Below are 11,962 nucleotides of genomic sequence, written 5' to 3'. Positions count from 1 at the left end.
CCCCGCGGGCCCGCCCGGCGGCCGGGTGGGGCCCGTGCGGGGCATCACACAGGTTGTTGAATCCCGACACAGAACCGACACCTCGCCTTAACCCCACGTGCCGCATGTCCATGTCACGCTCCCGGGTATCCGCTCCCCTCAACCCGCGTAGAACGGACACCCCCATGCCCGCCACGCACATACGACGCTGGAAGACCCTGGCGCTGACAACCTCCGCGGTCCTCGTCGGACTGACCCTTCCGACCGTGGCCGCGTCCCCCGCGAGCGCGACGAACACCTCGTACGACAGCACGTACTACAAGAACGCCGTCGGCAAGAGCGGCGCGAGCCTCAAGTCCTCGCTGCACACGATCATCAGCAGCCAGAGCAAGATCTCCTACTCGGCGGTCTGGAACGCGCTGAAGGTCACCGACCAGGACCCGAACAACAGCAACAACGTGATCCTGCTGTACAGCGGCGTCTCCCGCAGCAAGTCCCTCAACGGCGGCGACGTCGGCGACTGGAACCGCGAGCACACCTGGGCCAAGTCGCACGGCGGCTTCGGCGAGGTGACCGGGCCCGGCACCGACCTGCACCACCTGCGCCCGGCGGACGTCCAGGTCAACAGCATCCGCGGCAACCTCGACTTCGACAACGGCGGCAGCGCGGTGACGGGCGGCGGCGGCAGCCGGGTGGACTCCGACTCCTTCGAGCCGCGCGACGCCGACAAGGGCGACGTCGCCCGCATGATCCTGTACATGGCCGTGCGCTACGACGGCGGTGACGGGTTCGCCGACCTGGAGCCGGACGACGTGGTCGGCAACGGCAGCACCCCGTACATGGGCAGGCTCTCCGTGCTCAAGCAGTGGAACGACCAGGACCCGCCGAGCGCCTTCGAGGAGCACCGCAACCAGGTCATCTACGACTCCTACCAGCACAACCGCAACCCGTTCATCGACCACCCGGAGTGGGTGGACGCGATCTGGTAGCGGTCCCGCGGGCCGCCCGGACCCCCGACCCGCGCGGGGCGTCCGGGCGGCCTCGCCGTGTCCCCCATCGCCGGGGACGGCGCGGCCGGGCCGGGAACCCTCGCGGTCGGCCGGCGTCGCCCCCGGCCTCCGTCAGTCCAGGTGCGTCGGCGCGAACATCCGCAGCAGGGCCGGCAGGACGACCACCGAGGGGCCCGGGGCGGCCAGCGCCTTCGCCAGGTCCGCCTCCAGCGTCGCGGGGCTGCTGAGCGTGCCCGGCACCCCGAAGGACTCGGCGAGGGCCACGTAGTCCGGCCGGGACAGCTCCGTCCCGGTCGCCTCCCCGAAGGTGTCCGTCATGTACTCGCGGAGGATGCCGTAGCCGCCGTCGTCGACGATCAGCCAGGTGACCGGCAGGCCGTACTGCTTCGCCGTCGCCAGCTCGGCGATCGAGTACAGCGCGCCGCCGTCCCCGGACACCGCGAGCACCGGGCGGGAGGGGTCGGCCGCCGCCGCGCCGAGCGCCGCCGGGAAGCCGTAGCCGAGGCCGCCCGCGCCCTGCGCGGAGTGCATGGTGTTGGCGCCGCGCGGGTCGAAGGCGGACCAGGCCCAGTAGGCCAGGATCGTCATGTCCCAGAAGGACGGCGAGTCCGCGGGCAGGGCGCCGCGCACAGACGCGAGCACGTCCTGTTCCAGGGTGAGTTCCTGGCCCGCGATACGGTCCGCGACCCGGGCGAGCACCGAGGTCACCCGGTCCGCCGCCGCCGCGTCGGGGCGCTCCTCGACCGTCTCCAGGAGCGCGGAGAGGGCGAGCCGGGCGTCCGCGTGGATGCCGAGCGCCGGGTGGTTGGACTCCAGCTTGCCGACGTCGGCCTCGATCTGCACGACCCGGCCGCGGGGCGTGAACGTGTGGTAGTTCGAGGAGAGTTCGCCCAGGCCCGAGCCGACGACCAGCAGGACGTCCGCGTCCTCCAGGAAGTCGGTGGTGTGCCGGTCCTCCAGCCAGGACTGGAGCGAGAGCGGGTGCTCCCAGGGGAAGGCGCCCTTGCCGCCGAAGGTGGTGACGACCGGCGCGTTCAGCCTCTCGGCGAGCAGACGCAGTTTGCCCGAGGCGTCCGCCCGGACCACGCCGCCGCCCGCGATGATCGCGGGACGCTCGGCGGTGGAGAGCAGATGGGCGGCGAGCGCGGTGAGTTCGGGGCGCGGGACGACGTCCTCGGGAGTGGCGTCCATCGCGGTCACCACCGGCAGGGAGGTCTCGGCGAGCAGGACGTCCTGCGGGATCTCCACCCACACCGGACCGTGCGGGACGGTCAGCGCCGACTCCCAGGCCGCCGCGATCGCGGACGGGATCTGCGACGGCGTGCGGACCGTGTGGACCGACTTGACCACCCCCCGGAACGACGCCTGCTGGTCGGGGAGTTCGTGCAGGTAGCCGTGGCGCCCGCCGCCCAGGCCCGCGGTGGGGACCTGGCTGCTGACGGCGAGCACCGGCGCCGAGGCGGCCCGCGCCTCCTGGAGCGCGGCCAGCGAGGTCAGCGCGCCGGGTCCGGTGGAGAGCAGCAGCGGCGCGGCCTCGCCGGTGACCCGGCCGTAGGCGTCCGCCGCGAACCCGGCGTTGTTCTCGACGCGCAGACCGACGTACCGGAGGTCGGAGCGGCGCAGCGCGTCGAACATGCCGAGCGCGTGCTGGCCGGGCAGCCCGAAGACGGTGGTCGCGCCGAGGCCGGAGAGGGTCTCCACGACCAGGTCTCCGCCGGTGCGGCCCGGGGGCGGGTTGAGCGCGGCCTCCGTCTGCGCCGCCGACGGGCGGAGGACCGGGTCGTGGTCGTGGGTCACTTGGTCCGGGCCTCCGCGATCTGGCGGGACATGATGGTGGTCAGCTCGTAGGCGGTGTGGGACGCCGCCACCGCGGTGATCTCCGCGTGGTCGTAGGCCGGCGCGACCTCGACGACGTCGGCCGAGACCAGGTTGCACGAGGACAGCCCGCGCAGGATCTCCAGCAGTTCGCGGGAGGTCATGCCGCCCGCCTCCGGGGTGCCGGTGCCGGGCGCGTGCGCCGGGTCGAGGCAGTCGATGTCGATGGAGATGTAGAGCGGGCGGTCGCCGATGCGCTGGCGGAGCTGGTCGGCGACCTCGTCGGCGCCGCGCCGGTAGATGTCCGCCGAGGTGACGATGCCGAAGCCCATCTTCTCGTCGTCGGTGAGGTCCTGCTTGCCGTACAGCGGTCCGCGGGTGCCGACGTGCGAGAGCGCCTCGGTGTCGAGGATGCCTTCCTCGACGGCGCGGCGGAACGGCGTGCCGTGGGTGTATTCGGCGCCGAAGTAGGTGTCCCAGGTGTCGAGGTGGGCGTCGAAGTGGAGCAGGGCGACCGGGCCGTGCTTCTTGGCGACCGAGCGCAGCAGCGGCAGCGCGATGGTGTGGTCGCCGCCGAGGGTCATCAGCCGGGCGCCGGTGCCGAGCAGGTCGTCGGCCGCGGCCTCGACGGTCTCCACGGCCTCGTTGATGTTGAACGGGTTCGCGGCGATGTCGCCGGCGTCGGCGACCTGGGCGAGCGCGAACGGCGAGGCGTCCTGGGCGGGGTTGTAGGGGCGGAGCAGCCGGGACGCCTCGCGGATCGCGTTGCCGCCGAAGCGGGCGCCCGGCCGGTAGGAGACACCGGAGTCGAACGGCACGCCCACGACGGCGACGTCGGCGCTGCCGACCTCGTCGAGGCGGGGCAGCCGGGCGAAGGTCGCGGGGCCGGCGTACCGCGGGACGCGGGACGAGTCGACGGGGCCGCGGGGCGTCTCGTTGCTCATGGGGCGATGCCTTCTTTCCTACGCTTCGTCGCGTATGGACGACTAAGTACGACTAGTACGACTCTACTGGTGAACGGGGACCGGCTCGGCCGCGGGTTCGGTGTCCCGGCCGGCCAGCCGCGCGCGCCAGACGGCCAGCACCGCCGCGTCCGTCGCGGGCGTCAGCAGCGAGACGGTCACGTAGGCGGCCAGGGAGAGGAGCAGCCCGTAGTAGACGGGCTCGTTGGCAAGGATGCCGTACCCGGCCATCAGGGCGACGACGGCGAGGCCGCCGACGGCCACGGAGGCGAGCGCGCCCTGCGCCGTGCCCCGCTTCCACAGCAGTCCGCCGAGGATCGGCACGAGCAGCCCGGCCACGAGCAGGTTGTACGCGACGGTCAGCGCCTCGACGACGTTGTTCAGCGCGATCGCGGTACCGATCGTGGCGACGCCCATGACCAGGATGAAGACCCGGTTGCCCCGGACCTCGTCGTGGGCGTCGCCGGTGCCGCGCCGCACCGCGCCGCGCAGCCGCGACCAGATGTCGTTGTTGGCGACCGTGGCGCAGGCGATCAGGGCACCGGAGGAAGTGGACATCACGGCGGCGAGGGCGGCGGCGAGCACCAGGCCCCGCACACCGACGGGGAGTTCGTCCTTGACGATGGTCGCGAAGGCCGTGTCGGCGCTGGGCAGCTCGGGGTACATGACCTTGGCCGCGGTGCCGATGACGGCTCCGGCGACGGCGTACACCAGGCAGTAGGTGCCGGCCACGGTGCCGCCCCACTTGGCGGTCCGGTCGCCGCGGGCGGTGAACACGCGCTGCCAGATGTCCTGGCCGATCAGCATGCCGAAGGTGTAGATGAGGACGTAGGTGAAGATCGTCTCGCCGCCGATGCCCAGCGGGTCGAAGTACTCCGTCGGGAGCTTGGCCTTCATCTCGGAGAACCCGCCCGCCTTGACCACGGCGACGGGCAGCAGCAGGAGCAGCACCCCCACGGTCTTGACGACGAACTGCACCATGTCGGTGAGGGTGATCGACCACATGCCGCCGAGCGTGGAGTACGCGACGACGATCGAGCCGCCGAGGACGATGGCGAGCGTCCGGTTCATGTCGAAGAGGACGTCGAAGATCGTGGCGTACGCGATGGTCGAGGTGACCGCCAGCATGAGGGTGTACGCCCACATGACGACACCGGAGATGACACCCGCCCGGCCGCCGTAGCGCAGGTCGAGCATCTCGGAGACGGTGTAGACCTTCAGGCGGGCTATGCGGGCGGAGAAGAACACGCTGAGGGCCAGCAGGCCGAGGCCGATGGTGAAGACCATCCAGGCCCCGGAGAGCCCGTACCGGTAGCCGAGCCCGACACCGCCGATGGTGGACGCGCCGCCGAGGACGATGGCGGCCATGGTGCCGGAGTACATGGCGGGCCCGAGGCGCCGCCCGGCGACCAGGAACTCGCTCTTGGACCGGGCGCGGCGCATGCCCCACCAGCCCATGGCCAGCATGCCGGCCAGATAGACGACGATCACGGTGTAGTCGACGGCCATGGGTCTCCTCGGGGCGTTCGGTGGCGTGTCGTGCGCGTGCTGGGGGAACGGGCCGGCAACGCAGCGCGGGGACATCCGCCCGTACCCGCGGCTGCCGGTCGGGACCGACACTAGGTGGCCGGAAAGCGACTGCGAAGTGTACGTTTCATCCATTCGACCCGAGCGGGATGGAGGAAACGTCCACCATGCCGGTCCCCCAGGCACCGTCACCCCCACCGTCACCTCCGCCCCCGCGCGTCCCGCCGGCCCCACCGCCCCCGCCGGCCCCCGCGGTGCCGCCGACTCCCCCGGTCGCGCTGACGGCGCTCCTGGCCCGGGAGGACCTCGGACTGCGCCTGCTCGCCGGTCCCGCCGGAGCGGGGACGGTGATCCACTGGGCGCACACCTCGGAGATGGCCGACCCCTTCCCCTACCTGCTGGGCGGCGAACTGCTGCTGACGGCCGGGGTCCACGTCCCGGAACCGGAACCCGGCGCCGGTGCGGGCCCCCCGGAGCGCGGCTCGCGCGAGTACTTCGACGCCTACGTCTCCCGGATCGTCGCCGCGGGCGGCGCGGCGCTCGGCTTCGGGCTGGCCCCGGTGCACGACGCGGTGCCCGCCGCGCTGATCGCGGCCTGCGAGGCCCACGGGCTGCCCCTGCTGGAGGTCCCGCCCCGGACCACGTTCTCGGGCGTGGCCCGCGCGGTGTGGCAGCTCATGGCACAGGCCCGGCTCGCGGAACTGCGCCGGGTGACCGAGGCGCAGCAGAGCCTGGCCGCCGCGGCGGCCCGTCCCGATCCGGTCCCGGCGGTGCTCCGGCGGCTCGCCGAGCGGATGGGCGGACTCGCCGTGCTGTACGGCCCCGAGGGCACGGAGCTGGCCCGGACCGGCAAGGCCCCGGCCCTCGCCGGGTCCGGGACCGGCGCCGGGCGGAACACCTCGCGGCCCGCCTCCCCGAAGCGCCCGGCGGACGGCGCCGCCCCCCACCCGGCCGGCACCGCACCGGCGGGGGAGGCGCCCGCTCCGCCGGACGGCCCCGCCGACACCCCGGTCGGCGCCCCCGCGGCCCCCTCCCCGGGCGCCCCGGCGGACGGCTCCTCGGCGGGGCGGGCCGCGCCCGGTGCCGCCGGGCCGCCCGCCGGGGGACACCCGGCCGAGGCGGCGCTCGCCGCGCTGGCCGGGGTCGTCCGGCCGGCCCCCGGTCCGGGCGCACCGCCCCCGGCGCGCGCCGCCTCCACCGCCCCGGCGTCCTCCGCCGCTCCCCCTCCCTCGCCCGTGCCCTCGTCCGCCACCGACACCGTGGCCGGGGTGCACCTCGCCGCCTACGCGCTCGGCGGCAACGGGGGCTTCGTCCTCGGTGTCGCCGCCCCGCGCCGGGAGCCCGGGGACCACACCATCGCCTCCGTGGCGTCCGTGCTGCTCTCCCTCCTCACCGGGGAGCAGCTGAGCGGCAGCGGCGCGGCCCGGTCGGCGGCGCTGGTGCGGCTGCTGCTGGGTTCCGCGCCGCGGGCGGTGGCCCCCCTTCTCGGCGGTGCCCGGTGGACCGTCGTGCACGCGTGCCGGGGCGGGGACGCTCCCGCCCCGGACACCGTCACCGCCGCCGCACTGGGAGCCGCCCTCGGCTCCGCGCTGGTGGACGTGGACGGCGGCGTCGTGCGCGTACTGGTCCCCGGCGACCGCCCGCCCGCCGGGCAGCCGGGCTGGACCGTCGGGGTCAGCGCGCCCGCCGGCCCGGACGACTGGGCCGCCGCCGACGTCCAGGCTTCCCGGGCGCTGGCCCGCGCTCGCGCGACCCGCACCGCCCTGGTCCGGCACGGCGACCGCCCCGCACTCGCCGATCTGCTTCCCGCGGACGACGCCGAGGCCCACGCCCGTGCCCTGCTCGCCCCGCTCGCCGGATCGCCCGCACTGACCGAGACCCTGCGCACCTGGCTGTCCCTGCACGGCAGTTGGGACCGGACGGCGGTGGCGCTCTCGGTGCACCGCAATACCGTCCGGCAACGCGTCGCCCGCTGCTCGGCGTTGCTGGAGGCGGACCTCGACGACCCGGACGTGCGGATGGAGTTGTGGTTCGCCCTCAGGTCCGGGTGAGCGCGCCGCGGCCCGGTGCGGCAGAGCTGCCGGCCGTCCCCGACGCGGCCGGCGGGGAGGCGGTTCCGCGCCACGCCGCCGCTCGCCTCCGTGCGCGGCGGTGCGGGTGGCCGGCACCGGACGCGGCCGGCGGCACGCCCCCGACCGGTGCGCACGGCCCTCCCCGGGCCGGCGTCCTTCCGCGGTCCGCCGCAGTGACGCGCGTCCCAGCGGCCGGGACGGCCGCGCCCGCGGCGGGGCCCACCGGCACAATGGGAGCCATGCCGATACCCGGGACCCCCAGCCGCGCCGAACTCGTCGACCATCTCGTGCGGACCCGCATCGCGGGCGACGTCGCCACCCCCCGCGAGAACAACCTCTCCCACTACCGCAAGCTGGCCAACGGCGAGCGCAACTGGTGGCTCGGCCTGGAGCTCGGCGACCGCTGGACCGACGAGCAGGACGTGCTCGCGGTGATGGCGGAGCGGGTCGGTGTCAGCGACGACCCGGAGCACCGGTACGGGCAGGACACCATCGACCCCGAGCTGACCGTGGACGGCCTGGACCGGCTCGCGGCGCGGCTGCGCAAGGCGGCGGGGGGACGGCAGCGGGTGCTGTTCGCGACCGGCCACCCCGGAGGTCTGCTCGACGTCCACCGGGCCACCGCCGCCGCGCTGCGCGCCGCCGGCTGCGAGATCGTGGTGATCCCCGAGGGGCTGCGGACGGAGGAGGGCTACGTCGTGCAGTTCGCCGACGTGGCGATGCTGGAGCACGGGGCCACGCTGTGGCACACGCACTCGGGCGAGCCGATGCGCGCCATCCTCGACGGCCTGGAGCGAGCGGGGCGCCCGCTGCCCGACCTGGTCGTCGCCGACCACGGCTGGGCGGGCCGCGCGGGCCAGCAGGGCGTGGACTCCGTCGGCTACGCCGACTGCAACGACCCGGCCCTGTTCCTGGCCGAGGCGGAGGGCACCGTGCAGGTCGTGGTCCCGCTCGACGACCACGTGGCCAGCCCGCGCCACTACGACCCGATGACCGCGTACCTGCTGAAGGAAGCCGGCCTGGCCTGAGGGCTGTCCCGGCATCCGCGGCGGGCGCGCGACGACGGGACACGGCACCTCGCCGCGTTGCCGGACCGCCCGCACACGCCCGGCACGAGGACGGCCCTCCGCCGTGCGATGCACCGCAGCCGACGCCACGCGCCGATCCACCGGGGATCACGGGACAGCCCCCAACCGGGCGCGGTGCGTCCGGCCCACCGGCGCATTCCGGTGCGCTGGACGCGCACGGCGGACGCGGGTGCGCGCCGACCCGGCGTCCGGCCGGTGGCCGCCGGAGGCGTTCCGGGCCGGGGTCCGGTGTCCCGCCCGCGCGGAGCACGCACCGGGGACGCCGGCACGCCCCCGCACCCGCCCCCGCACCCGCGCCCACCGGCCGCCGGACCGGCGCCCTCCGGATGCCGGGCCGGGGCTCCGCGTGCGCCGCCGCGACCGGTCACGGCCAGGGGTTCAGGCCCTCCGCCCGCCGCTGGGCGTACCCGGGTGTCGGGTCCAGGTACACCCGGACCACCGACGGGAAGACCTCGCGCAGCCGGTCCTCCGCCCGCTCGCAGGCCCATTCGATCTGGGCCGCCGTCGACACGTCCCGGAAGTCGACCTTGGCGGCCACGAGCGCCTCGCGCGGCCCCTGCACGAGCGTCGTCAGCTCCAGGACGGCCTCCACCTGCTCGATCGCCAGCAGCTCCGACCGGATCCGCTCCCGCACCGCCCGGGGCAGCGGCCGTCCGATGAGCAGCTCCGCGTTGGAGCGGCCGAGCACCCAGGCGACGCAGAGCAGCAGTGCGCCGATCAGGAGGGAGGCGACGCCGTCCCACACCCCGGAGCCGGTGAGCTGCCCGCCGAGCAGGCCGCCCGCGGCGAACACCAGGCCGACGAGCGCCGCGGAGTCCTCCAGGACGACGGCCTTCACGGCCGTGTCGGGGGTGTACCTCAGGTAGTGCGCGAACGGGGCGCGGACCCGGGCGGCCTCGCCGCGGGCCTGGCGCAGCCCCGTGCGCAGGGAGTAGCCCTCCAGCAGGAAGGCGACGCCGAGCACGACGTAGGAGACGAGCGGGCTGCCGAGCTCCTCGCCCGCGACCAGGGTGTGGACGCCGTCGTAGATCGAGAAGACCGCGCCGCCGACGAAGGTGGCGACGGCGGCGAGCAGGGCCCAGATGTAGCGTTCGGGGCCGTAGCCCAGGGGGTGCTCCTCGTCGGCCGGCCGCGTGCTGCGTTTGAGGGCGGTCAGCAGCAGGAGTTCGGTGACGGTGTCGGCGACGGAGTGCGCCGCCTCCGACAGCATCGCGCTGGACCCGCTGATGATGCCCGCGACCGCCTTGGCGAGCGCGATGCCGAGGTTGGCGGCGGCGGCGACGATCACCGTGGCGACGGACTCGCCCCCGCCGTCCCGGCCCGCCGCCGGGTCCCGCTCTGCTGGTGTCATGCCCCAGTCTTACCGGCGGAGCGCTACCGGGGGACGCGGACCACGCCCTCCTGGATGACCGAGATGGCCAGCCGGCCGTCCCGTGTGTAGATCCGGGCCTGGCCCAGGCCGCGGCCGCCGGACGCGGACGGCGACTCCTGGTCGTACAGCAGCCACTCGTCGGCGCGGAAGGGGCGGTGGAACCACATCGCGTGGTCCAGGGACGCCCCGACGACGTCCCCGGTCACCCAGCCGCCGCGGCCGTGCGCGAGGAGGATCGAGTCCAGCAGGGTCATGTCGGAGACGTAGGTGGCGAGGACGACGTGCAGCAGTGGCCGGTCGACCGCTCCGTCGAGCTTGCCGTTGGTGCGGAACCACACCTGGGAGCGCGGTTCGCGGACCTCGCCGACGGTGCCGTAGGGCGGGGCGTCGACGTAGCGCAGGTCGACCGCCTCGCGGGCCTCCAGGACGCGTTCGAGGACGTCGGTGCCGGAGAAGGCGTCGGCGTACCGGGGCAGCAGTTCGGCGGCCGTGGGCAGCGTCTCGGGGTCGGGCGCGGACGGCATCTCCGCCTGGTGCTCCATGCCCTCCTCGTCCGTCTGGAAGGACGCGGAGAGGTGGAAGATCGGCTGTCCGTGCTGGACGGCGACCACGCGGCGCGTGGTGAAGGAGCGGCCGTCGCGGATGCGGTCGACCGTGTACACGATGGGCGCCCCCGGGTCGCCGGCGCGCAGGAAGTAGGCGTGCAGGGAGTGGGCGTGCCGGTCGGGCGGGACCGTGCGCCCGGCGGCGACCAGGGCCTGCGCCGCCACCTGCCCGCCGAAGACGCGGGGGACGACGGCGGAACGGGACCGGCCGCGGAAGATGTCCTCCTCGATCCGCTCCAGGTCGAGCAGATCGAGGAGGGACTGGAGTGCCTCGCTCATGGGGCAGTCGTACCGTGCAGTCGTTTCGCCGGCCTTACAGGCCCATGTTCTTGGCGATGATCGACTTCATGATCTCGCTGGTGCCGCCGTAGATGCGGTTGACCCGGTTGTCCGCGTACAGGCGGGCAATCGGGTACTCGTTCATGAAGCCGTAGCCGCCGTGCAGCTGGAGGCAGCGGTCGATGACGCGGTGCGCGACCTCGGTGCAGAACAGCTTGGCGCTGGCGGCCTCGGCGGGGGTCAGCTCGCCCGCGTCGAGGGCTTCCAGGGCGCGGTCGGCGACGGCCTCGGCCGCGTCCACCTCGGCCTGGCAGGCGGCCAGCTCGAACTTGGTGTTCTGGAAGGACGCGACGGACTTGCCGAAGACGGTCCGCTCCTGGACGTACTCCTTGGCGAACCGCACGGCGGCCTTGGCCTGGGCGTAGGCGCCGAAGGCGATGCCCCAGCGCTCGGAGGCGAGGTTGTGGCCGAGGTAGTAGAAGCCCTTGTTCTCCTCGCCGAGCAGGTCCTCGACGGGCACCTTGACGTCGACGAACGCCAGCTCGGCGGTGTCGGACGTCTTCAGGCCGAGCTTGTCGAGCTTGCGGCCGACGGAGTAGCCCTCGGAGGTGGTGTCCACCGCGAACAGGGAGATGCCGAAGCGGCGGTCCTCCGCGGTGGGCGCGGAGGTGCGGGCGCAGACGATCACCCGGTCGGCGTGCACACCGCCGGTGATGAAGGTCTTGGCGCCGTTGAGGACGTAGTGCGTGCCGTCCTCGGAGAGCTTGGCGGTGGTCTTCATGCCCGCGAGGTCGGAGCCGGTGCCCGGCTCGGTCATCGCCAGGGCCCACATCTCCTCGCCGCTGACGAACTTGGGCAGGAAGCGCTTCTTCTGCTCGTCGGTGGCGAGCATCTTGATGTAGGGCAGGCCGAGCAGGACGTGCACGCCCGATCCGCCGAACTGGACACCGGCGCGCGCGGTCTCCTCGTACATCACGGCCTCGAACTTGTACGAGTCGATGCCCGCACCGCCGAACTCCTCGTCGACGCGGATACCGAAGACGCCCAGCTCGGCGAGCTTGTAGTAGAAGTCGCGCGGCGCCTGGCCGGCGGCGAACCACTCGTCGTAGACCGGGACGACCTCGGCCTCGATGAAGGCGCGCAGGGTCTCCCGGAACGCCTCGTGGTCCTCGTTGAACACAGTACGGCGCACCGCCGCCACCTCCACCTGGATACCTGGGCATGTCTAAGCGCTTGCTCAGATACGAGGTTAC

Annotated in this window: 9 protein-coding genes; 3 read left to right on the top strand and 6 right to left on the bottom strand. The window is 74.0% G+C overall.

Translation table 11 applies throughout. The features are described from left to right. Positions 1-164 precede the first annotated feature (164 nt). On the top strand, positions 165-968 hold the full coding sequence (locus tag ACGFS9_RS07485) for an endonuclease I family protein (protein WP_393251393.1): 804 nt from the start codon (positions 165-167) through the stop codon (positions 966-968). A 132-nt stretch (positions 969-1,100) separates the two neighbouring features. Here the strand turns inward: ACGFS9_RS07485 and ACGFS9_RS07480 are convergent, their stop codons facing one another. The 3 genes from ACGFS9_RS07480 to ACGFS9_RS07470 all read right to left on the bottom strand — a co-directional run bounded on the left by ACGFS9_RS07480 (position 1,101) and on the right by ACGFS9_RS07470 (position 5,275). Next, entirely contained in the window at positions 1,101-2,786 is a 1,686-nt protein-coding gene (locus tag ACGFS9_RS07480) for a thiamine pyrophosphate-binding protein (protein ID WP_393251392.1), read from the bottom strand. Beyond that, the gene (speB, locus tag ACGFS9_RS07475; RefSeq protein ID WP_393251391.1) at positions 2,783-3,748 is read right to left on the bottom strand and encodes an agmatinase; all 966 of its coding nucleotides are present in this window, start codon (positions 3,746-3,748) and stop codon (positions 2,783-2,785) included. Before speB ends, ACGFS9_RS07480 begins: the two co-directional genes overlap by 4 nt. A gap of 63 nt (positions 3,749-3,811) precedes the next feature. After that, the gene (locus tag ACGFS9_RS07470; RefSeq protein ID WP_393251390.1) at positions 3,812-5,275 is read right to left on the bottom strand and encodes a sodium:solute symporter; all 1,464 of its coding nucleotides are present in this window, start codon (positions 5,273-5,275) and stop codon (positions 3,812-3,814) included. Positions 5,276-5,547: 272 nt separating this feature from the next. Between ACGFS9_RS07470 and ACGFS9_RS07465 the strand changes: the two genes are divergently transcribed. Together ACGFS9_RS07465 and ACGFS9_RS07460 are read left to right on the top strand one after the other, a co-directional pair. Then, complete coding sequence (locus ACGFS9_RS07465; RefSeq protein WP_393251389.1) at positions 5,548-7,344, top strand: PucR family transcriptional regulator; 1,797 nt, start codon at positions 5,548-5,550, stop codon at positions 7,342-7,344. 260 nt (positions 7,345-7,604) lie between these two features. Next, complete coding sequence (locus tag ACGFS9_RS07460; RefSeq protein WP_393251388.1) at positions 7,605-8,393, top strand: phosphatase; 789 nt, start codon at positions 7,605-7,607, stop codon at positions 8,391-8,393. A 424-nt stretch (positions 8,394-8,817) separates the two neighbouring features. Here the strand turns inward: ACGFS9_RS07460 and ACGFS9_RS07455 are convergent, their stop codons facing one another. Genes ACGFS9_RS07455 through ACGFS9_RS07445 form a run of 3 tightly spaced genes read right to left on the bottom strand, consistent with a single transcriptional unit; the run spans position 8,818 to position 11,901 of the window. Beyond that, positions 8,818-9,804 (bottom strand): cation diffusion facilitator family transporter, encoded by a 987-nt coding sequence (locus ACGFS9_RS07455; RefSeq protein ID WP_393251387.1) that lies wholly within the window; start codon positions 9,802-9,804, stop codon positions 8,818-8,820. A 23-nt stretch (positions 9,805-9,827) separates the two neighbouring features. After that, the gene (gene tesB / locus ACGFS9_RS07450) at positions 9,828-10,709 is read right to left on the bottom strand and encodes an acyl-CoA thioesterase II (protein ID WP_393251386.1); all 882 of its coding nucleotides are present in this window, start codon (positions 10,707-10,709) and stop codon (positions 9,828-9,830) included. A 34-nt stretch (positions 10,710-10,743) separates the two neighbouring features. Then, positions 10,744-11,901, bottom strand: a complete 1,158-nt coding sequence (locus ACGFS9_RS07445; RefSeq protein WP_393251385.1) for an acyl-CoA dehydrogenase family protein — start codon at positions 11,899-11,901, stop codon at positions 10,744-10,746. Between the last annotated feature and the right edge of the window lie 61 nt (positions 11,902-11,962).

Origin of the sequence: Streptomyces sp. NPDC048566, from assembly GCF_043199735.1 — a bacterium.
GTDB lineage: Bacteria > Actinomycetota > Actinomycetes > Streptomycetales > Streptomycetaceae > Streptomyces.
The sequence above is the reverse complement of the archived record's forward strand: the minus strand, read 5'-3'. Positions and strand labels throughout refer to the sequence as shown.

Excerpts from the sequence above, each read along its gene's own strand:
- ACGFS9_RS07485 (WP_393251393.1), top strand. The coding sequence starts at position 165 with ATGCCCGCCACGCACATACGACGCTGGAAGACCCTGGCGCTGACAACC.
- speB (WP_393251391.1), bottom strand. The coding sequence starts at position 3,748 with ATGAGCAACGAGACGCCCCGCGGCCCCGTCGACTCGTCCCGCGTCCCG.
- ACGFS9_RS07470 (WP_393251390.1), bottom strand. The coding sequence starts at position 5,275 with ATGGCCGTCGACTACACCGTGATCGTCGTCTATCTGGCCGGCATGCTG.
- ACGFS9_RS07460 (WP_393251388.1), top strand. The coding sequence starts at position 7,605 with ATGCCGATACCCGGGACCCCCAGCCGCGCCGAACTCGTCGACCATCTC.
- ACGFS9_RS07455 (WP_393251387.1), bottom strand. The coding sequence starts at position 9,804 with ATGACACCAGCAGAGCGGGACCCGGCGGCGGGCCGGGACGGCGGGGGC.
- tesB (WP_393251386.1), bottom strand. The coding sequence starts at position 10,709 with ATGAGCGAGGCACTCCAGTCCCTCCTCGATCTGCTCGACCTGGAGCGG.